We start from the raw sequence: 20,738 nt of genomic DNA on the forward strand, positions 1-20,738 counted from the left end.
TCGGACCGGACGGTCAGGCCGCCCTGCTGGTGATCGGGATCGGCTGCGACGCCTCCGCGAACTCCTCACGCGGGTCGTGCAGCTGACCGAGCGCGACCACCTCACGCTTGAGGAAGAAGGCCAGCGACCAGTCCACCACGACCCGGACCTTGCGGTTGAACGACGGGATCCGGCTCATGTGGTACGTCCGGTGCATGAACCAGGCCGGCCAGCCCTTCATCTTGATGCCGTACACCTGGGCCACGCCCTTGTGCAGGCCGAGGCTGGCCACGCTGCCGGCGTGCTTGTGCTTGTAGTCGACAGGCGGCCGGCCCCGCACCACCAGCGCGATGTTGTCGGCCATCCGGGCGGCCTGCCGCACCGCGTGCTGGGCGCTCGGCGAGCAGTAGTTGCCCGGTTCCTTGGTGAGGTCCGGGACGGCGGCACAGTCACCGGCGCTCCACGCCCCCTCGACCACCCGGTCGCCGTCGACGACCTGGAGGGTGGGCAGGCAGGTGACCCGCCGCCGCTCGTCGCGGGGGAAGTCGGTGCGGTCCAGCATCGGCGACGGCTTCACGCCGGCCGTCCAGACGATGGTGTCGGAACGGAAGCTGTCGCCGTCGGAGAGCTTCACCACACCGTCGACGCAGGACTCCAGCCGGGTGTCCAACCGGATGTCCATGTTCCGCTTCAGCAACTGCTGCACCGTGTACGCGCCCATGTCCCGGTCGACCTCGGGCAGCACCCGCTGGGTCGCCTCGACCAGCACCCAGCGCATGTCGTCGGGCTTCAGCTCCGGGTAGTAGCGCAGCGCGTCCCGGGCCATGTCCTCCATCTCGGCCAACGCCTCGATGCCGGCGTAGCCGCCGCCGACGAAGGTGAACGTCAGCGCGGAGCGGCGGACGTCGGGGTCCGGCGTGGCGGCGGCCACGTCGAGCCGGTCCAGCACGTGGTTGCGCAGGTAGATGGCCTCGCCGATGGTCTTGAACCCGATCCCGTGCTCGTGCAGGCCGGGGATCGGCAGGGTGCGGGACACCGAGCCGGGGGCCACGACCACGTGGTCGTAGGGGATCTCCCGGGTCGGGCCGGAGATCGGCTGCACCACGGCGGTCTTGCGGCTGTGGTCGATCCGGGTCACCGCGCCCGCGACGACCTTGCACTTGCGCAGCTCGCGTCGCAGCGGCACCACGGAGTGCCGGGGGGAGATGTTGCCGGCCGCCGCCTCGGGCAGGAACGGCTGGTACGTCATGTGCGGCTGCGGGTCGACCACGACGACCTCGGCCTCACGGGAGCTCAGCTTCTTGGACAGGCGCAGAGCGGCGTACAGGCCCACGTGCCCGGCACCCACGACAAGGATCCGCTTCGGATTCACGTCATCCATCTTTCCCCGGGCGGCTGCGGAAATACCCTTCGAGACCCCCATCTGTGACGGAGCACAACAGCTGTGAGCTGCGCAACGTCGCCTCACCGACGGCGCAGCAGCCAGCCCAGCAACCCGCTCAGACCCACCGCCACCAGCAGTCCCACCACTGTGGCGAGCTGGAAACCGTCATCCGGGCCGAGTTGCCCCGCCCGGGTCAGCAGCACCCCGGCCACCGCGGAGGCGAGCACCACCGCGCCGGCCCGGATGAGCCAGCGCAGCACCACGTCCGGGTCGACCGCCCCGTCGTAGGGCAGCACGGCCAGCAGGGCACAGAGGGTGTGTCCGAGGTAGAGCAGGGTCGCCACCACCAACAACCTCCACAACGCGATCGGCCTGTCGTAACCGGCCGAGGCGAACACCCAACCGCCCACCGTGACCAACGCGGCGAAAGTCGGCCAGATCCGGCGCGGGGCCACCGCCGGCAGCACCGCCACCACCGTCAGCGCGAGCAGCGACCGGGCCTGGAACAGCTCCACCGGGTACGCCAGCAGCAGGCCGGCCAGCACCACCAGGAAGACCAGGCCGCGCACCAGCAACGGCAGCAGGGCCACCCGGCGCACCGCCGTACCCGCCTGGCGGACCCGTTCCCGGGCCGCCTCGACCGGGCTCACCGGCCACCCACCCGGGGTGCGGTCGCCAACCGGGCGACGTCCCGCAGCACCTGGTCCAGGCTGCCCGCGCCGGCCCACCCGACCACCGGCACCCCGTGCTCCCGGAGCTGGGCGATCATCGTGTCCCGGTCCAGCCGCCACAACCGGTACGCCACCGGCGCCCACCCCCGGTCACCGGGCGGGGCGAGATCGGTCGGCAAGGTGTCCACCGCCACCACGAAGCGACCGCCCCGGGCCAACCGGGCCAGCATCTGCGCGGACCGCTCGTCGAGCAGCGGGGTGAGCACCACCACCAGCGCGTCGGCGGAGAGCACCTGCGGGCCGAAGACCTGGTCGTACGAATCGTGCGGGGCCGACTCGGCGTGCACGTCGAGCAGCCACTCCAGCACCGTCAGGTACTGCCGGCGGCCGGTGGCCGGGCGCAGCCGGCGGGCCGCCGGACCGTACTCCAGCAGCGCCACCCGGTCACCCCGGTGCAGGTAGTGCTCGGCGATCGCGGCGGCGGCCCGGACCGTGGTGTCCAGCACGGACGCCGCCCCGGCCACCCCGCCGGAGCGGCCCGCCTCGGCCAGCACGTCGAGCAGGACGACCACCTCGGCGTCCCGGTCGGACAGGGTCGACGCCACGTGCAGTTGCCGGGTCCGCAGCGACACCCGCCAGTCGATGCGGCGCAGCCGGTCCCCCGGCCCGAAGACCCGTACCCCGGCCAGTTCGCCGCCCTCCCCCGGCCGCCGCGAGCGGTGCGCGCCGACCAGCCCGGCGGCCCGGGGCATCGCCTCCACCGCCTCGAACGGTTCGGTCTTCGGGTAGACCCGCATCCGCACCGGTTCGGTGAGCACCGCGCGGGAGACCAGCAGCCCGTCGGCGGCGGCGGCGCGGGCACCGGCCGGGCCGATCGGGTGCCGCCCCCAGCGCAGCGCGGTGCCGGTCAGTTCCAGGTCGACGGCGGTGCCGCTGGACAGCGCCGTCACGAAGGGCCGGTCCATGCCACCGGAGCGGCTGACGTCCAACCCGATCCCGCCGAAGTCGGCCCGGCGTACCGACAGCCACGGCGAGACCCGGGTCCGGACCACCACCACGTCGTACGGCACGGTGTCCGGGTTGCCCACCGCCACCGCGCCGGCCAGGTCACCGCCCTCGACCAGTTGGGCGTCCTCGGCGGTGATCGCCAACTGCGGGGCGGCGGTCGGCCGGCGGCGCAGGGCGTACGCGGTGCCGAGCGCGAACGGGGTGGCCAGCACCACCAGGTCGACCCGGCCGAGCAGCACGGCGGCGATCAGCAGCAGTCCGGTGAGCAGCACCGCCCGGCCCAGCGCCCAGGTGGGCGACCAGCCCGCCGTCGGCTCCTGACGGTCCGGCACGACGATCAGCGCCCGGCCCGGCCGGCCGCGTAGCTGGGCAGCGCGCCGCTGGCCGGGGCCGGGGTCTGCTCCAGCACCTCACCGACCACGAACGACGGGTCCACCCGGCGTAGCCACATCTCCGGACGCAACGTGATCCGGTGCGCCAGTGCGGGGGCGGCCACCTCCTTGACGTCCTCCGGCACCACGTAGTCCCGACCGGCGAAGACGGCCCGCACCCGGGCCAGCAGCAGCAACGCCAGCGAGCCCCGGGGGGATGCGCCGACCAGCACCGACGGGTGCTCCCGGGTGGCCGCGGTGAGGTCCACGATGTACCTGCCGACGGAGTCCTCCACCACCACGTCCTCCAGCGCGGCCTGCATGGCCCGCAGGGTTCCGGCGTCGACCACCGGTTCGATCTGCGCCTCCTCCCGGCGGCGGTCCATCCGGCGACGCAGCACCTCCCACTCCTCGTCGCGCTGCGGGTAGCCGAACGACACCCGCAGCAGGAACCGGTCGAGCTGCGCCTCCGGCAGCGGGTACGTCCCCTCGTACTCGATCGGGTTGGCGGTGGCCAGAACGTGGAACGGCTCGTCGAGCCGGTAGGTGACACCCTCGACGGAGACCTGCTTCTCCTGCATCGCCTCCAGCAACGCCGACTGGGTCTTCGGCGGGGTCCGGTTGATCTCGTCGGCGAGCAGCAGGTTGGTGAAGAGCGGGCCGGCCCGGAAGGAGAAGTCGCCGCTGCGCTGGTCGTAGAGGAACGAGCCGGTGACGTCGGCGGGCAGCAGGTCGGGGGTGAACTGGAGCCGGCGGAAATCCAACCCGAGGGCCTGGGCGAAGGACCGCGCGGTCAGCGTCTTGCCCAGGCCGGGCAGGTCCTCCAGCAGCACGTGCCCGCCGGCCAGGATGCCGGCGAGGACCAGTTCCAGGGCCTCCCGTTTGCCGACCACGACCGTGCCGACCGCGTCCAGCACCGCCCGGGCCAGGTGGCCGACCTCCGTGGCGGGAATGCTGCGGTCCACGTCGTTCATCAGATCTTCTCCAGTTCGGCGACGATCGCCGCGAGGTCGCGCGGCGACGGGGGACGGCGGGAGGGGGTGTCGAGGAAGCTCCACAGCGGCTCCCCAAGCAGGGCGCGGGCCCGGGTCGGGTCGGATTCCCGGGTCAGGCCGTGGCGTTGGCGCAGCCGCTCGTCGGCCAGTTCGCCGAGACGGGGCAGGATCCGCTCGGTGAACCGCTCCTGGTTGCCCGACGACCAGTCCAGCGGTCGTTCCCAGCCGTTGATCGCGGCCCGCAGCGCGTCCCGGGCCGCCCAGTTGTAGGCACCCGGTTCCTCCCCGGCGGGGGTCCGGGCACCGCTGCGGGGCGGGGGCGGCGGGGACAGCGCGGCGGTGACCCGGCGGACGGTGAGCACCGCCAGCACCCCGGCCACCACGATGCCGAGCGACAGTTGCAGGCCGACCGCGCGCAGCCCGACCACGACCACGGCGGTCACCCCGGCGGCGGTCAGCAGCAGCCGGAACAGCCAGCGCACGCGCCCGCCCCGGGCCCGACCGGACCGGGCCGGCGGCTCCTCCTCGAAACTGAACAGGTCGTCCAGACCGGCCGACTCGCTCACCCCGACACCCCGCCGGGTGCGTGGCGGGCGGTCACGCCGGCACCTGCGGGTCGGCCAGGGCGGCGAGTTCACCGCGCAGCCGGCGCAGCGCCCCCCGGGCCTGGTCCCGCATCCGCGCGTCGACGCTGCGGGTGGCGTAGCGGGCCTCGCGGTAGACGTGGGCGAAGCCGTCCAGCACGTCGGCGCTGGCGATCGCGGGCACCCCGGCCGCCGGGTCGCCGCGCAGCAGCCGGGTCACCAGGTCGGTCGGGGTGTCCCCGGTGAGCCTCGGCACGCCCGCCTCGGTGGCGGCCTCCTCCAGCCGCACCCAGCAGGCGATGACGGCCGTACGCGGGTCGGTGTCGGCGTCGTCCAACTCCTCCAGGCCGGCGTCGAGCGCGGCCACCACCTCCCGCGCGGTGCCCTCGGCGGTACGTCGGGCCCGCGCCACCGGGACCGTCCGGGTGGTCCGCCGCAACGCGCCGCGCAGCAGGGTGAAGGCCAGGTAGCCGAGGGCGGCCAGGATCGCCGTGGCGAGCAGCACGATCGCGGCCGTGGCGATCCACTGCGGGACGCTCGGCCGGGTCTGTGCGGCCTCGGTACGCGGCTCGATCGGGATCGACGCGGCCGGCTCCGCCGTGGGGTAGTCCGGGACGTAGGGGATGTTGTCGGCGGCCGGCGGGATGCGGCTCGCGCCGATCGAGGAGTGCCCGGCGGCGAGCGCGGCGGCGAGCAGCAGCAGCGTCACCAGGGCGACGGGCCACCACCTGCGCAGTACGCCGAGGTCCATCGCCACCGTCCCACGCTGCTCAGTCCACCCCCGCGAGCTGTTTCGCCCGGGCGAACACATCGTCCAGCATCTGTGTGGTCAACCGCCCGGTGAAGGTGTTCTGCTGGCTGACGTGGTAGCAACCGAGCAGATCGGGAGCGGCCGACCCGGACCAGTGTGCCCCATGGCCGAAGACCGGTCGCGGGCTGGGCGGCCGGACGCCGTACACCTGGCGTAGCACCGGCCACCACGCCGCCCAGGCGAACGCGCCGAGCGCGACGACCACCCGCAGGGTGGGTCGGATCAGCGCCACCTCCCGGTGCACCCAGGGGGCGCAGGTGTCCCGCTCGGCCGGCGTGGGCTTGTTGTCCGGCGGGGCGCAGCGCACGGCGGCGAAGATCCGCACGCCGGCCAGGGTGAGACCGTCGTCGGCGGCGACGCTGGTGGGTTGGTTGGCCAGCCCGGCGCGGTGCAGGGCGGCGAAGAGCACGTCGCCGGAGCGGTCCCCGGTGAAGACCCGGCCGGTCCGGTTGCCCCCGTGCGCCGCCGGGGCCAGCCCGAGGATGGCGATCCGGGCCTCGGACGCCGGACCCGGCCCGGTGGCCGGCGGGCCCGCGCCACCGCGCCCGGCACGGTTGTCCGGGGCACCGAAGCCGGGCACCGGGCGACCCCAGTAGTCCTGGTCGCGGAACGCGGCCCGCCTGGTGCGGGCGACCTCCTCCCGCCAGTCGACCAGCCGGGGGCAGGCGAAGCAGTCGGTGATCGCGCCGTCGAGGTCGGCCAGGTCGGTCGCCCGCGCGGCGCGGGCGACCACCTCGGCGGGGGTACGGGACCCGGCCGGCCCGGGCACCGTCAACGCCCCCGCCCGTCGGCTGGCCGGTGCTCAGCCAAGCTTGGCCCGGAAGAGTTCGAGGGTACGGGCCCAGGCGGTGGCGGCGGCCCGCTGGTCGAAGTTCTCCGGCCGGTCCTCGTTGAAGAACGCGTGCGCGGTGCCCGGGTAGTCGTACGTCTGGCAGGTGCCGCCGGCGTTCTCCACGGCCCGGCGCACGGTCTGCACGCCGTCGGCGGCGGACAGGCCGTCGGCCTCGGAGCAGTGCACGACGGCCGCCTTGCCCGCGTAGTCGGTCCACTCGGCGGGCATCCCGTCCCACGGCAGCCGGGGATAGAAGGCGGCGGTGGCGACGATCCGCTCGGCCCGGGTGGCCGCCCACAGCGCCAGGCTGGCCCCGGCGCAGAACCCGGCGCAGCCCACCTTGCCGGTCACCTCGGCCCGGCCGGCCAGGTATTCCGCCGCCACGGCGATGTCGGCCGCCGCCTCGTCCATCTGGGTGCTGTTGAGCATCTGCCGGGGCTCGCTCGGCTTGCTGGCCGGCTGGCCGTGCCGGAAGTCGGGGGCCAGCGCGACGAAGCCGGCGTCGGCGAACCGGTCCACCACCGAACGGATGTGCGGGACGAGGCCCCACCAGTCCTGGATGACGATGACCGCCGGGCTGGCCGTGCCGCTGGACGGTATCGCGAGATACCCCTCGCCGGTCCCCGCGTCACGGCGGTAACGCACCATCTCACCCATCGGCCCGTCCTCCTGTCGGTCAGTCATCGTTGGCTGGTCGCAGGGCGTTCCTACGTGTCGGTAGCCTGCCACGCCGTACGCGTGCCGGGAAGATGCCGGAACAGTGGCATATACCTCCCGTTCACCGGACGGTGGCATGCAACACGCCGACGGCGGCGCGGGATTCCCGCGCCGCCGTCGGCGGATCGTCGTCCGGCCGGGCTATCCGTGCCCCGACCTGGCCGCTGGGCCTGCCGGTCAGGCCTTCTTGGTCAGGCAGAGCAGGTAGCCCTTGCCGCCCGGGGCGATGTTGTAGAAGACGTAGCCGTCCTCACCCTCCTTGATGTACTGCTCGCACGCCTTGCCGGTCTTGGCCTGCGCCTCGGTCTGCTCCTCCACCCGGCCGACCACGTTGTAGACGGCCTCGGTCGAGGTGCACGTGACCACCTTGGCGTCGCTCACCGACTTCTCCTGCGTGCCGGTCACCTCCGGCAGCTCGGCGATGCAGTCGCCGGCCTTCGCCTCGGCCGTCTCGTCGGGGTTGAGGAAGTTGCCGATAGCGCTGGCGACGCCGAACTTCAGCGCCGCGATCACCAGGAAGGCGACGATCGCGCCGATGATGCCGAGCGCCTTCTTCGCGCCGCCACCCTTCGGCTCCTCCGGCTGTGCGGCGGGGGCCGGGGTGACCGACTCGGACTGGGCCACCTGCTCCGCCTGCGGCGCGGGGGACGATGCGACCTGCTCTGACACTGAATTTCCTTCCGAGGGGGGATGAGCAGACGACAACGTAGCGACGAAGATCAGCGCGTGCTGCCCCGTCCCCATCGTCCGTTCAGCCATTTCCCAGGAACGACAGGTCAACCGCTGGTGGTGGGCAGAGGCACCCCCGCCGACCTGGACACCGAGGGTGACCCGACCGGCACGGATGCGGTGGGCACCGGAGCGCCCGGTACGGTGGCCGTCGGCGTCACCTCCGGCCCGGTGGCCGTCGGCTCCGGACCGGGCCCGGTCGGCGTCGGCGACCCGCCGGACCCGGGCGGCAGCGGGACGGCGGCCGGCGGATGCGGCCGGAACGGCGCCTGCTGCGGGCAGTACGGGTAGGCGCGCTGCACCGGGTTGACGTCCGGCAGGGCGGGATCGTCGCAGGCCGGCCAGCCCAGCCGGATCGGGGTGCCGTTCTGGTCGAAGAGCCTGGCGTTCTCCACCAACCGCCCCTCGCTGTCGTAGACGTAGACGTCCTGCACCTCGTTGTAGGGGTTGTCCACCGAGGTCGACTCGTAGCCGTAGTCGTAGCCGGAGCGGGCGTGGTCGTCCACGTCCGCCACCGCGGCGACCGCGAACAGCGCCAGCACCGCCGAACTGGCGTGCAACGCCCAGCGCCGCCAGGACCGCAGCTCGTGGGTGCGTCGCCCCAACCAGACGGAGCCGTACAGCAGGCCGACGAACATCAGCAGGCCGACGAACCCGTGGCCGTCGAGCCGGGGCAGCAGGCCGAGCGGGCCGTCGGTGCTGATCGCGGTGAGCAGCATCGCGGCCAGGTAGGCGCGGGCCACCCACCACGCCGGGCGCAGCAGCCGCAGGAACTCCCCCGCCGTGTCGTGACCGAACACGGGGCCGAACCGGCTGTCGAGCCGGTCGATCCGGGCCCGGGCCCGCCCCAGCACGGTGGCGATCCGCCGTTCCAGCGCCCGCCGGCCGGCCGCCGGGTCACCCGCTCCGGCGGCGGCGCGCAGCTCCGCCGCGTACGCCTCGGGGGTGCCGAGCCGGTCGACCAGCGAACCGTCGGCCTCGGCGGCGACCTCGGCGAGGTGTTCCGGAAGGTCCTCGGTCAACTCGTCGCGGGCCTGCGGTGGCAGGTCGGCAAGCGCCGCCCGCACCCGCTCGACGTAGTCCGTGATTTCCTGCCCAGTGACGGTCATGCCGCCATCCCCCGATCGTCGAGCAGTTGGTCCATCGTCGTGGCGAACGCGCGCCAGGTCTTGCCGGAGCGGGTGAGCTGGTCACGGCCGGCGGCGTTGAGCGCGTAGTACTTGCGGTGCGGGCCGGCCTCGCTCGGCACGACATAGGTGGTGAGCAGGCCGGCGGCGAAGAGCCGGCGCAGGGTGCCGTAGACCGAGGCGTCGCCCACCTCCTCCAGCCCGGCCTCGCGCAGCCGGCGCAGGATGTCGTAGCCGTAACCGTCGGAATCCCGCAGCACGGCGAGCACGGCCAGGTCGAGCACACCTTTGAGCAGTTGTGTGGTGTCCACGCAACACACACTACTGCGCAGTGCGAAGTACCGTCAACAACGCAATAGCAGGCCCGGCCCCCCGCCCTCCCCGGCCACCCAGTGCCGCCCCCCGCCCCCACTCCCCGCCCCGCACCCGCTCCCCTCCCCGCTTCCCCGGCCCCCGGCCCCGGTGATCAAGAGGTTCGCGTCATCCCCGCCCGGATTCCCGACGCAAACCTCTTGATCACCACGCCCTTGCCCCGTGATCAAGAGGTTTGCGTCATGATCCGACGGGGTTTTGACGCAAATCTCTTGATCGCCAGGCTCGATGTCGAGCGGGCGAGGGCGGAGAGGGCCGGAGAAAGGGTGGTGGTCAGGCGTCAGGCGGGTTGCTGGCTCCAGGCGATGCCGTCGAGGATGTCGTGTTCGGAGGCGACCACCGAGGACATCCCGGCCCGCTCCATGATCACCTTCAGCACCAGCGCACCCGCCCCGATCACGTCCGCCCGGCCCGGGTGCATCACCGGGATCGCCAGCCGCTGCGCGGCGGTCTTCGCCAGCAGGTCGGCGGTCACCCCGGCCACCCGCTCGTACGACACCCGGGCGTGGTGGATGCGCTCCGGGTCGTACTCCTGGAGGTCCTGGGCGATGGCGACGACGGTGGTGACCGACCCGGCGAGGCCGACCAGCGTGGCGGCCTCGCGACCCGGGACGGCGGCCAGCGCCAGGTCCACTGCGGTGGCGATGTCGGCCTGCGCGGCGGCGACCTCGTCGACGGTCGGCGGGTCGCCGTGCAGGTGCCGCTCGGTCATCCGGACGCAGCCGATGTCGACCGAGATCGCCGACTGCACCCCACCCTCGCGGGTGCCCACCACGAACTCGGTCGAACCACCGCCGATGTCGACCACCAGGTACGGCGGCTCCGCGTCGGCGGGCAGCCCCCGGACCGCGCCGGTGAACGACAGCCGGGCCTCCTCGTCGCCGCTGACCACCTCGGGCGCGACCCCGAGGGTCTGGGTGACCATGGCCCGGAAGTCGGCCGCGTTGCTGGCGTCGCGGGACGCCGAGGTGGCGCACATCCGGACCCGGTCGACGCCCAGCCGCTCGATCTCCGCGGCGTACCCGGCCAGCGCCACCCGGGTCCGCTCGATCGCCTCGGGGGCCAGCCGACCGGTGCGGTCGACCCCCTGCCCGAGCCGGACGATCTCCATCCGACGGGCCAGGTCGACCAGCGGGGCCTGCGGCCCGGCCGACGGGTCGGGCAGGTCGGCGACCAGCAGGCGGATGGAGTTGGTCCCGCAGTCGATGGCGGCCACACGCGTCGTCACGGCAGCAACCCTACGGCAGCCGCCGACCACGCGCGGCAGCGCCGACCAGGCACGCGCCGCGCCCGACCACGCACGGCAGCACCGACCAGGCACGCGCCGCGCCCGACCACGCACGGCAGCGCCGACCAGGCACGCGCCGCGCCCGACCAGCCACGGGGGCACCGACCGCGCGCAACCGCCGGCCGGCAACGGCCGGCACCGAACGGCAGCGGTCACCGACGCCGGGAGAGCCGTCGCAGCAGCAGCCACGGCGCCCAGGCCAGCACGGCGAGCAGCACCAGCAGCGCCACCAGCGGCGCGCGCCACCACGGGTCCACGGTCGCCGGTGGCGGGTCGGCGGGCGCGGAGACCCATGGGCGGGCGGTCTTCGACCAGGCCAGGAAGGCGTCGCCGATCGGGAGCAGGCCGAAGGCGTACCGGCGGGTGTGCGGGGTGTCCAGCGGGAAGCCGACCAGTTCGCCGTAGTTGGCCAGCGCCCCGGCCAGCGCGTCGTCGCCCTGCACCTGGGCCGCCCCGAGGGTCACCACGGTGGCCGAGAAGCTCACCCCGAGCGGCAGCGGCCCCGAGTCGACGTCACCCGGGCCGTCCAGGCCGCGCGGGTACTCCCGCACGGCCGGGCCGAGCCCCAGCGGGGACACCACGAACCCGGTGCGGAAGCGCAGGTACTGGTCGCGGGCGAAGGTCGGGTCGATCTCCGGCAGGAACCGCTGGATGACACTCTGCGAGGTGCCCCGGGCCACCTCGGCCGGCGCGCCGCTGCCCGGGTCGACCCGGTGCGGCAGCAGGCCGGTACGCGGGTCGAGCCGCTGGCGTACGCCGTCCAGCCAGCGTGCCGTGGTCCGCTCGAACCGGGGCGGCAGCAGGTGGTCGTGCAGCCGCAGCGAGGCCACCGCCACCGTCGAGTCGACCGGCCACGCCTGCCCCGGGTAGGCGGCGAGGTACGGCGTGGCCGAGGCGTCGAACGCGGCGGCCAGCGTCGCCGACGTCTCGGCGAACCGGCGTACCTCGGCCGGGTCCCGCCCCGACGTCGGTTGCAGGGCGAGCACCCCGCCGCGCAGCCAGTTCGTCCAGCCGGCGTGGAACACGCCGTACGCCGGGGTCAGGTCGGCGCTGAACGGGGCCGTGCCGGCCGGGGACTCCAGCCGGGCCAGCGCCCACCGGGCCTCCCGCAGCACCTCGTCGCGCTCCTGCGGTGGTTGCCGCAGGCCGGTCTCCACCCGGGCCAGCCCGTACAGCGCGTGGGCGAAGAACCAGCCCTCCGGGAACATCGCCTGGGCGTCCTCACCGGCACCGTCGTCCAGTTCGGCGCGCAGGTAGTCGAGTTGCCGGTCCACCCCGGGCGGCTGGCGGTCGACGCCACCGGTCGCCGGGGCGATCAGCCGGGCCACGCCCACCAGCGCGAACAGGGTCACCAGGGCGGCGGGCACCGCAACCAACCGACGCAGGATCGTCACCGGCCCAGGGTGCCGGGCCGGGTCAAGACCGGGCCGGGTCCCGGCGCGCCGCCGGGCAGCAGCACCGGGCCCGGGCCCGCCCGACGGTTAGAGGCGCAGCAGCATCCGGGTGTTGCCCAGGGTGTTCGGCTTGACCCGTTCCAGGTCGAGGAACTCGGCGACGCCCTCGTCGTAGGAGCGCAGCAGTTGCTCGTAGACGGGCTGGGGCACCGGTGCGCCGTCGATCTCGGTGAACCCGAACGCGCCGAAGAACGCCGTCTCGAAGGTGAGCACGAAGATCCGGGCGATGCCCAACTCCCGGGCGGCGTCGATCAGCTCGGTGACGATCCGGTGGCCGAGCCGCCGCCCCCGGCAGGCCGGGTCGACGGCCACGGTACGGATCTCGGCGAGGTCCTCCCACATCACGTGCAGCGCGCCGCAGCCGACCACCCGCCCGTCGGCGGTCACCGCGACCCGGAACTCCTGCACGTCCTCGTAGAGGGTGACGGTGGCCTTGCTGAGCAGCCGCCGGTCGTCGGTGTAGGTGTCGACCAGCCGGCGGATGCCGCGTACGTCGCCGGTGCGGGCCCGGCGTACCACGATCTCGTCGGTCATCTCACTGCGCCGTCGGCACGTCCACGCACGGCCCGGCCGCCCACCACTTCTCCACCAGGGCGAGCGTCTCGTCGCCGAACGGGTTGACGCCGGGCCCGGCGCCGAGCGCGTGGCCCACGTGCACGTGCAGGCACTTCACCCGGCCGGGCATCCCCCCGGCGGAGATGCCGGCGATCTCCGGCACCTCGCCGATCGCGGCCCGGCGGGCCAGGTAGTCCTCGTGCGCGGCCCGGTACCGGTCGGCCAGCTCCGGGTCGTCGGCGAGCCGCTCGGCCATCTCCTTCATCAGCCCGGCCGACTCCAGCCGGCTGCACGCCGCCGTCGCCCGGGGGCAGGTCAGGTAGAACAGCGTCGGGAAGGGGGTGCCGTCGGCCAGCCGGGGCGTCGTCTGCACCACGTCGGGCAGGCCGCACGGGCAGCGGTGGGCCACCGCCCGGGTGCCCCGGGGCGGGCGGCCGAGCTGCGCGGCCACCGCGGCCAGGTCGGCCTCGGTGGCCGGCTGGTGCTCCGGCGGGGGTACGGAGTCCGCCGCCGGCTCCTGCGGTGGTACGACAGTCACGGTGCCCATCTCTCGTTCGGTACGCGGGTGCTGCTCACTGGTCGGCGGCTTCGCCGTTCGCCGCCCGGACGCTCGACCACAGGGTGTCGTACCAGGGGACGGGGGCCTTGGGCGTGGCTGGCGGCCGACCGCCGTTGGCGTCGCGGGCCGCTCCGTCGGCGTCGTTGAGCACGATCACCGGCGTCTCGCCCGGGGCCACCATGTAGAACCGTTCCCGCGCTTTGATCTTGATGTATTCGGGGTCCTGCCACTTCGCCGCCTGGGCGGACAGCTCGGCGATCTGCGCGCGTTGGGCGGCCTGGCTGGCCTCCATCCGCTCGATGTCGACCTGCTGGTCGAGGTAGACCCGGACCGGGTAGGTGTAGGCCAGGGCGAGCGCGAGCAGCACCGCGAACAGGACGGTGGCCCGCCCGGTGAACCGTCGGGGGTGGGGTGCGGTGAGCCGGCGGATGGTGCCGCCGGCCGCCGTGCGGCGGGCCGCCGCCGGGCGGTTGGCCGACCGGACACCGTCGACACCGCGCGAGCGGGCCGCGGTGGTCCGCGTCTCGGCACGGACCCCGCCGTCGCGCACCGGCGTGCGGGCACCCCGGGCCCCGCCCGGCCGACCGGTCGGCCGGCGGGCCGGGCGCTGGCCACCCGGTGTGCGGCGCTGCTGCATCGTCACACCCCTCCCCCCGAGGTTCGCCCGGGTCAGGCCGAACGGTAACGCGGGAACGCGCCGACGCCGGCGTACCGCGCCGCGTCGCCCAGCTCCTCCTCGATCCGCAGGAGCTGGTTGTACTTGGCGACCCGGTCGGACCGGGCCGGGGCACCGGTCTTGATCTGGCCGCAGCCGGTGGCCACGGCCAGGTCGGCGATGGTGGTGTCCTCGGTCTCGCCGGAGCGGTGGCTCATCATGCACTTGAAGCCGGCCCGGTGGGCCAGGTCGACGGCGTCCAGCGTCTCGGTCAGCGAGCCGATCTGGTTGACCTTGACGAGCACCGCGTTGGCGGCCTTCTCGGTGATGCCCCGGGCGATGCGCTGCGGGTTGGTGACGAACAGGTCGTCGCCGACGATCTGGATCCGGTCGCCGACGGCGGCGGTCAGGGTGGCCCAGCCGCTCCAGTCGTCCTCGGCCAGCGGGTCCTCGATGGAGACGATCGGGTAGTCGCCGATGAGCTTGGTGTAGTAGTTGCTCATCTCCTCGGCGCTCTTGGCAGCGCTCTCGAACGTGTAGGTGCCGTTGTCGAAGAACTCGGTGGCGGCCACGTCGAGGGCGAAGACGATGTCGGTGCCCAGCCGGTAGCCGGCCTTCTCGACCGCCTCGGCGATCAGGTCCAGCGCGGCGGCGTTGCTGGGCAGGTTGGGGGCGAAGCCGCCCTCGTCACCCAGGCCGGTGGAGAGCTCCTTCTTCTTGAGCACCGACTTCAGCGCGTGGTAGACCTCGGCCCCGGAGCGCAGCGCCTCCCGGAAGCTGGGTGCCCCGATCGGCGCGATCATGAATTCCTGCACGTCGACGTTCGAGTCGGCGTGCGCCCCACCGTTGAGGATGTTCATCATCGGCACCGGCAGCAGGTGGGCGTTGGGGCCGCCCAGGTAGCGGAACAGGCTCAGCTCGGCGCTGCCGGCCGCGGCCTTGGCCACCGCCAGCGAGACCCCGAGGATCGCGTTCGCGCCCAGCTCGCCCTTGTTGTCGGAGCCGTCGAGGTCGAGCATCTTCTGGTCGATCAGCCGCTGCTCGCTGGCCTCGTAGCCGATGAGCTGGTCGACGATCTTGTCCTCGATGTTGGCGACCGCGTTCTCGACGCCCTTGCCCAGGTAGCGGCCCTTGTCACCGTCGCGCAGTTCGACCGCTTCGAAGGCGCCGGTGGAGGCGCCGGAGGGTACGGCGGCGCGGGCGATCGTGCCGTCGTCCAGCCCTACCTCGACCTCGACCGTGGGGTTGCCCCGCGAGTCGAGAATCTCCCGGGCGACGATTCCCTCGATGGTTGCCACTGAGTCGCTCCTCGTTCGTGTGTGCGAATCCGGTTCGGGCCGCGACGGTGCGGCTGAGGCAGGTGTGTTGAACGCAGCGTATCGGGCGGCGTCCGGCCGCACGGCGTCCGGGGACACGTAGCCCACCCCTAATCGGTACGCCGGGACGGACATTCCCGGATTCTCACCCCTGAACCGGCAACCGGTTTGCGCCGGGTGGACCCGATCGACCACGCTGGTCGCCATGCCCGCCGTCTCGACCACCCTCCGCGTGCTCGCCGTGTCGGTCATCGCGTCGCTCACCGTCACCGGCTGTCAGACCCTCGACGACGCCGGGCGCACCCTCGGCCGCGCCGATCTGATCAACGATCTCGCCACCCGGCTCGACGAGTCGCTGGTGCGGACCTGGACCGCCGAGTACCGGCTCGCCGGTGGTCGGGACTTCACCATCGCCCAGACGAAGGAGCCGGCCCGGTCCGCGTACACCTGGACGGCCGGCAAGATCACCGTCTCCGAGCAGGCCATCACCAGGTGCGCGACCACCGCCGGGCGGACCACCTGCACGGTCGAGCCGCCGGTGCTGATGTCCGGCAAGGCCGCCGTGCCGCTGTTCACCGAGGCCCGCAAGGCCGGACTGGTCACCCCGCCGGCGGTGATCGGCCTGCTCACCGAGGCCGCCCTCGACCCGGCAGCCCAGGTCAAGCAGACCGACACCACGATCACCGGGCACCACGCCACCTGTGTCGAGGTCCGCCGGGCCGCCGGGAACTTCGACACCTGCGTCACCAGCGAGGGTGTGCTCGGCAGCTTCACCGGGGTCCTCGACGGCCAACCCGTCGAGTTGACCCTGGACCGTTACACCGACTCGGTGACACCGACAGCGTTCGACCTGCCCGCCGGCGCCGGGGTGACCGACCGCCGGCCGGCGACGTCGTGACCGTCCCTCCACCCGCAGACCCCACCCCAGCCGCCGACCCGTCGCCCGCGCCCGGCGACCTGGGCCTGCTGGTGGCCGGCCACCGGCTCCTCACCACCCCCGACGGGGGCCTGCCCCGGGTCGGCGAGCTGCCGGACGGGACCGGCTGGGTGCCGGTGGGCACGCTGGACGGGGTGCCGGCCTGGGCGGCGGCGGCACCGGACGAGGCGACCCGACCGGCCGGGCGCTGGCGCAGTTGGCGGGCGCTCGCCGCCGAGCTGCCCGAACCGCTCGCCACGCTCGCCGGACGGGCGGTGGCCGTGGTCACCTTCCGGCGTACCCACCGCTGGTGCGGGGCCTGCCGGGCGGAACTGGCCGACCTGCCCGGCGGGACGGCCCGGCGCTGCCCCGCCTGCGACCTGTACGTGCCGCTGCGGCTCTCCCCGGCGGTGCTGGCGGCGATCACCCGTCCGGGGCCGGCCGGCGGCCCCACCGAGCTGCTGCTGGTGCGGCACGCGTCCGGCCCGACCGGGCTGTGGGCGCTGGTCGCCGGCTTCGTCGAGGCCGGCGAGTCGTTGGAGACGGCGGTCCGCCGCGAGGTCACCGAGGAGGTGGGGCTGGCCCTGGGCAGCGTCGACTACTTCGGCAGCCAGCCCTGGGCGATCTCCGGGCCGGGGGTGCTGCTCGCCGGCTTCTTCGCCACCGCCGCCGACCCCACCGCCGAGCCGGAGGTGGACGGGCGGGAGCTGGTGCGGGCCCGCTGGTTCCCGGTGGACGCGCTGCCGGCCGAGCTGCCACCGGCGTACTCGATCTCCCGCTGGCTCATCGACGCGGTCGTGGCCCGGGGCTGAACCCGGGCGGGCTCAGACGCCGAGCAGGGTACGCAGGTGGCGTGGCGGCGGGCAGTCGTGGGCGAGCATCGCGTCGTGCCACCCGCGCAGCGGCACCCCGGCCGGGCGGGCGGCGGCGATGTCGGCCAGCTCGCTGTAGCCGACAAAGTACGTGGAGAGCTGGGTCGAGGTGAGCAGCGCCCGCCGCCACTTGCCGGCCGCCTCACCCTCCTCCTGAAAGCCGCGTTCGGTCATCAACGCCAACGCGTCCGCCTCGGTCATCCCGTCACAGTGGACCAGCTGGTCGAGCAGCGCGTTGATGGTCATCCGCAGCTGCATCTTGAGCTGCTGGAGGCGGACCGGCAGGCCACCGAAGCCGAGGCCGGCCATCAGCTCCTCGGTGTAGACCGCCCAGCCCTCGATGAACACCCCCGACTCGGTCAGCGCCCGGACCCGGGTGGGCCCGGCGTACCGGCGGGCGTGGGCGAGCTGGAGGAAGTGCCCCGGCATCGCCTCGTGCACGGTCAGGTTGCGGATCATGTGGTCGTTGTACTCCCGGTAGAACGAGTCGACCCGGTGTGCGGGCCAGTCCGCCGGGGTGGGCGCGATGCAGTAGAAGGTGGGCAGGTCGGCCGGCTCCAGCGGGCCGGGCGAGTCGCAGTAGGCCACCGCGACGCCCCGGGCGAACTCCGGCATCTCCTGGATCACGCACGGGTCGTCGACCAGGCTGACCAGGTCGTGCGCCCGGACGAAGTCGACGGCCTCGTCGAGGGTGACCGAGGCGAGGTCCACGATGGAGTGGTCGTCGGGGTGCTCGGCGGCGAGCAGGTCCAGCGCCCGGCGTACCGTCTCGTCGTCGGACGGGCCACCGACCAGCTCGACGGCGGCGGCGCGGATCTCGGCGGTGACCCGGTCCAGGTTGGCCCAGGCGCGGCGCTGCACCTCGGCCGCGCCCAGCTCGGTGTCGAGGGTGTGCCAGAGCCGGGCCTCCCAGCGGCGGCGGCCCAGCCGGGGGTCGCGGCCCGGCCCGGCGTCGGCGGCCAGCCCGGCGCGCAGCCAGCCGACGAACTCGTCGAGCGCGGCGATCGCCGCCGACGCCGCCGGCTGCACCGTGCCGGCCAGCGCGGGGGCCTGGGCGAGCAGCAGCGGCACCTCGTCGCGGATCAGCGCGGCGCTGCCGGCGAACTGCCCGACCGCCGTCTCGGCGTGCACCCGGGGCATGTCCCGTAGCGTCGCCCGTGCGGTCGCCAACGCGTCGGGTACGGCGGTCAGCCGCCCCACCAGGTGCGCCAGCCGCTGCTCCACCGGCGCGTACGGGCGGGCGAGCAGGGCGTGCAGCAGCGGGCCGGGGTTGTGCACCAACGGGTCCCACTCGAAGGCCCGGATCTCGCTGCGCTCGAACAGTTCCCGGTCGACCAGGGCGGCGAGCAGCGAGTGGTCGACCTGTTCCTCGACGTCGAGCGAGTCCGCGTCGACCTCGGCGAGCGCGTCGGCGGCCTCGCGCAGCATCGCCTGGTCGGCGGCGACCGCCGGGGCGGACAGGTCGGGCAGCCGGTCGTCATAGCGGTGGTCACCGGCCGACGTGGCGAACCCGGGTCGGCTCTCCAGCACGGCCTCGACGATCCGCTCCGCCAGCGGCACGAATTCACCCATCCCCCGACCCTACCCACCCCACCGGCCCCCCACCGGCCGCGCGCCGGCCCCGCGCCGACCCCGTCGATCAAGAGGTTCGCGTCACCGCAGCGTGCGGGGATGACGCATACCTCTTGATCAACTCGACGGAGTGGGGGGTTCGGTGGTGCGGAGGGTGTGGGTGTGCGCCAGGGTGGTGCGGCGCAGGGCGGCCTCGGGGTCCAGGCCGGCGTGGCGGGCCTCGGCGACCAGGGCCAGCAGGGTGGCACCGAGGCGGGACTCCGGGTCGGGCTGGGTGTCGGGGGACGGCGGCGGCACGGTCAGGCCGGCCCGGCCGGCGCGGTCCAGCACCTTGGCCGCCAGGGCCAGGGCGGGCTGGCTCAGGGCGATGCCGTCGAGCACCGACGCGCGGGCCTTCTCGGCCTGCTTGATCCGCTCCCAGTTCGCCTCGATCTCGGCCAGCGAACCCGCCTGCGCACCGGAGAAGACGTGCGGGTTGCGGCGGACCATCTTGTCGACCAGGGTGCCGGCCACGTCATCGACGCTCCACCGCTCGTCCTCGGGCAGGTTCTCCGCGAGGCGGGCGTGCAGCAGCACCTGGAGCAGCACGTCGCCCAACTCCTCGCGCAGCGCGTCGGTGTCGCCGTCGCTGATCGCGTCGTACGCCTCGTAGCACTCCTCGATCAGGAAGCCGGCGAGGCTGCGGTGGGTCTGCGCCCGCTTCCACGGGTCGCCGCCCGGCGAGGCGAGCCGGTCCATCACCTCGACCGCGTCGAGCAGCCGGGCCCCCGGCGGGTCCCACGAGCCGTACATCAGCTCCAGCTCGGCCAGCCCCGGCTGGCGGGCCAGCCGCAGGCCCAGCTCCCGGGCCAGGGACTCGTCGCCGGTCGGGCCGGCCAGCCAGACCGCCGTACCGTGCGCCGCCGCCGCGTCGAGCAGCGCGTCGCCGGCCCCGGCGGGGACGACGGTGACCGGTACGCCGGCCGCGCGTACCGCCGTGACCTGGGCGCTCTCCGCGCCGGTCAGCACCGGCGCGGCGCGCAGCGTGTCCCAGGCGGCGGCGGTCAGCAGACCGGCCGGCAACCGGGGCGAGGTGACCAGCAGGACGATCTGGTCGGACATGCTCAGGAGGCCGCCGGTCCCTGCTCCGGGGTCGGGCTGGCGACCGGCTCGGGGGTCGACACGTCGGTCACCGGGCCACTCGCGTCGATGTACGGCAGCGCGTAGAAGACCAGCTCCTGGCCCTTGTTGACCCAGGCGGGGACGCCGAGCGGCCGGTAGCGGGGGTTGACCTCGACGTCGACCTTGTCGGCCTGCTCGCCCAGCGCGGCGCTCAACGCCGACGAGCTGCGGACGAAACCGCCGTCGCCGAAGAGCTGCCGCACCTGCGCCACCGACAGCCCCTTGTCGATGCCGCCGGTCTTCTCGATCGCGTGGTAGACCGCCATCACCGACTCGTCGCTCAGGTCGGCCGGCGGCAACTGCTGGCTGAGCACCACGAACAGGTCGGCCCACTCGCCCCACAGCTTCGCGAACTCCGCCTGCGGCGGCATCTGGAGCTGCTGGGCCAGCTGGTCCGGGGTGATCTGGTCGGGGACCTGGAGGTTCTTCTCGGCCGCGACCCGCTTGCCCAGGTCGATGCTGACCAGCAGGTTCACCACGTCCTGCCGGGTCAGCCCGGCCCGCAACTGCTCCGGGCCGGGAGTCTGGCCGGACTGGGCCGCGCTCTGCCGCACCGCCTCGGCGTACCTCGTCTGCGCGTCGTCGTAGATCGCGTCGACCCGGGCCACCGAGTAGCGACTGTCGCCGATGTATGCGGCCACATCAGGAGATGCCTTGCCGCAGGCGGTGAGGGAGAGGACACCCAGGGCCGCGACGCTGGCGGCGGCGATGAGACGGCGTGCACGCATGACGGTCACTCTCTCATGCCTGCCTGTGTACGGTGACGCCGCCCACCGTGCGCCCCGGCCCGCCCGACGCCCCGCACCGGGC

The 20,738-nt window shown here is 73.9% G+C and carries 22 protein-coding genes; 2 read left to right on the plus strand and 20 right to left on the minus strand.

The features are described from left to right. Window positions 1-13: 13 nt before the first annotated feature. From ACN267_RS19660 to eno, 17 genes are all read right to left on the minus strand, one after another. Window positions 14-1,351, minus strand: a complete 1,338-nt coding sequence (locus ACN267_RS19660; RefSeq protein ID WP_281900467.1) for an NAD(P)/FAD-dependent oxidoreductase — start codon at window positions 1,349-1,351, stop codon at window positions 14-16. Between the two features lie 92 nt (window positions 1,352-1,443). Then, entirely contained in the window at window positions 1,444-2,013 is a 570-nt protein-coding gene (locus tag ACN267_RS19665; protein ID WP_204956481.1) for a hypothetical protein, read from the minus strand. Then, window positions 2,010-3,374 carry a DUF58 domain-containing protein gene (locus ACN267_RS19670; protein ID WP_372445865.1) on the minus strand — a complete coding sequence of 455 codons (1,365 nt, stop codon included), beginning with the start codon at window positions 3,372-3,374 and terminating at the stop codon, window positions 2,010-2,012. Before ACN267_RS19670 ends, ACN267_RS19665 begins: the two co-directional genes overlap by 4 nt. A gap of 5 nt (window positions 3,375-3,379) precedes the next feature. Next, entirely contained in the window at window positions 3,380-4,387 is a 1,008-nt protein-coding gene (locus tag ACN267_RS19675; protein WP_145917951.1) for an AAA family ATPase, read from the minus strand. Further along, the gene (locus tag ACN267_RS19680; RefSeq protein ID WP_204956480.1) at window positions 4,387-4,974 is read right to left on the minus strand and encodes a hypothetical protein; all 588 of its coding nucleotides are present in this window, start codon (window positions 4,972-4,974) and stop codon (window positions 4,387-4,389) included. Before ACN267_RS19680 ends, ACN267_RS19675 begins: the two co-directional genes overlap by 1 nt. A 31-nt stretch (window positions 4,975-5,005) precedes the next feature. Beyond that, window positions 5,006-5,743 carry a DUF4129 domain-containing protein gene (locus tag ACN267_RS19685; protein WP_204957257.1) on the minus strand — a complete coding sequence of 246 codons (738 nt, stop codon included), beginning with the start codon at window positions 5,741-5,743 and terminating at the stop codon, window positions 5,006-5,008. A gap of 19 nt (window positions 5,744-5,762) precedes the next feature. Next, a complete protein-coding gene (locus ACN267_RS19690; RefSeq protein WP_372445864.1) occupies window positions 5,763-6,572 on the minus strand; it encodes a uracil-DNA glycosylase in 810 nt (269 codons plus the stop codon). A gap of 33 nt (window positions 6,573-6,605) precedes the next feature. Next, the gene (locus ACN267_RS19695) at window positions 6,606-7,292 is read right to left on the minus strand and encodes a dienelactone hydrolase family protein (protein WP_204957255.1); all 687 of its coding nucleotides are present in this window, start codon (window positions 7,290-7,292) and stop codon (window positions 6,606-6,608) included. A 237-nt stretch (window positions 7,293-7,529) separates the two neighbouring features. After that, window positions 7,530-8,021 carry an LppU/SCO3897 family protein gene (locus ACN267_RS19700; RefSeq protein ID WP_281900470.1) on the minus strand — a complete coding sequence of 164 codons (492 nt, stop codon included), beginning with the start codon at window positions 8,019-8,021 and terminating at the stop codon, window positions 7,530-7,532. A gap of 107 nt (window positions 8,022-8,128) precedes the next feature. Continuing rightward, window positions 8,129-9,190 carry an HAAS signaling domain-containing protein gene (locus ACN267_RS19705; RefSeq protein ID WP_421489328.1) on the minus strand — a complete coding sequence of 354 codons (1,062 nt, stop codon included), beginning with the start codon at window positions 9,188-9,190 and terminating at the stop codon, window positions 8,129-8,131. Then, on the minus strand, window positions 9,187-9,519 hold the full coding sequence (locus ACN267_RS19710; RefSeq protein ID WP_088642881.1) for a PadR family transcriptional regulator: 333 nt from the start codon (window positions 9,517-9,519) through the stop codon (window positions 9,187-9,189). Before ACN267_RS19710 ends, ACN267_RS19705 begins: the two co-directional genes overlap by 4 nt. Before the next feature lie 341 nt (window positions 9,520-9,860). Next, a complete protein-coding gene (locus tag ACN267_RS19715; RefSeq protein ID WP_421490456.1) occupies window positions 9,861-10,796 on the minus strand; it encodes an exopolyphosphatase in 936 nt (311 codons plus the stop codon). 224 nt (window positions 10,797-11,020) lie between these two features. Further along, window positions 11,021-12,262 carry a hypothetical protein gene (locus ACN267_RS19720; protein ID WP_421489329.1) on the minus strand — a complete coding sequence of 414 codons (1,242 nt, stop codon included), beginning with the start codon at window positions 12,260-12,262 and terminating at the stop codon, window positions 11,021-11,023. A gap of 87 nt (window positions 12,263-12,349) precedes the next feature. Beyond that, window positions 12,350-12,856 (minus strand): amino-acid N-acetyltransferase, encoded by a 507-nt coding sequence (locus tag ACN267_RS19725; RefSeq protein WP_204956474.1) that lies wholly within the window; start codon window positions 12,854-12,856, stop codon window positions 12,350-12,352. Window position 12,857: 1 nt separating this feature from the next. After that, on the minus strand, window positions 12,858-13,415 hold the full coding sequence (locus ACN267_RS19730; RefSeq protein WP_281900476.1) for a DUF501 domain-containing protein: 558 nt from the start codon (window positions 13,413-13,415) through the stop codon (window positions 12,858-12,860). Window positions 13,416-13,449: 34 nt separating this feature from the next. Further along, on the minus strand, window positions 13,450-14,073 hold the full coding sequence (locus tag ACN267_RS19735) for a septum formation initiator family protein (RefSeq protein WP_421489330.1): 624 nt from the start codon (window positions 14,071-14,073) through the stop codon (window positions 13,450-13,452). Between the two features lie 32 nt (window positions 14,074-14,105). Beyond that, window positions 14,106-15,389, minus strand: a complete 1,284-nt coding sequence (eno, locus tag ACN267_RS19740) for a phosphopyruvate hydratase (RefSeq protein WP_204956472.1) — start codon at window positions 15,387-15,389, stop codon at window positions 14,106-14,108. A 223-nt stretch (window positions 15,390-15,612) separates the two neighbouring features. Between eno and ACN267_RS19745 the strand changes: the two genes are divergently transcribed. Together ACN267_RS19745 and nudC are read left to right on the plus strand one after the other, a co-directional pair. Continuing rightward, on the plus strand, window positions 15,613-16,305 hold the full coding sequence (locus tag ACN267_RS19745) for a hypothetical protein (RefSeq protein WP_204956471.1): 693 nt from the start codon (window positions 15,613-15,615) through the stop codon (window positions 16,303-16,305). Further along, a complete protein-coding gene (gene nudC, locus ACN267_RS19750; protein ID WP_421489331.1) occupies window positions 16,302-17,135 on the plus strand; it encodes an NAD(+) diphosphatase in 834 nt (277 codons plus the stop codon). Before ACN267_RS19745 ends, nudC begins: the two co-directional genes overlap by 4 nt. Before the next feature lie 12 nt (window positions 17,136-17,147). Here nudC and ACN267_RS19755 read toward each other — a convergent pair whose 3' ends face one another. The 3 genes from ACN267_RS19755 to ACN267_RS19765 form a co-directional block, all read right to left on the minus strand. Then, entirely contained in the window at window positions 17,148-18,767 is a 1,620-nt protein-coding gene (locus ACN267_RS19755; protein WP_421489332.1) for a DUF885 domain-containing protein, read from the minus strand. A 117-nt stretch (window positions 18,768-18,884) separates the two neighbouring features. Beyond that, complete coding sequence (locus ACN267_RS19760; RefSeq protein WP_421489333.1) at window positions 18,885-19,868, minus strand: nucleoside triphosphate pyrophosphohydrolase; 984 nt, start codon at window positions 19,866-19,868, stop codon at window positions 18,885-18,887. 2 nt (window positions 19,869-19,870) lie between these two features. Beyond that, window positions 19,871-20,656 (minus strand): hypothetical protein, encoded by a 786-nt coding sequence (locus ACN267_RS19765; protein WP_204956467.1) that lies wholly within the window; start codon window positions 20,654-20,656, stop codon window positions 19,871-19,873. Window positions 20,657-20,738 lie beyond the last annotated feature (82 nt).

Origin of the sequence: Micromonospora sp. WMMD734 (assembly GCF_049178975.1) — a bacterium.
Classification (GTDB): domain Bacteria; phylum Actinomycetota; class Actinomycetes; order Mycobacteriales; family Micromonosporaceae; genus Micromonospora; species Micromonospora wenchangensis.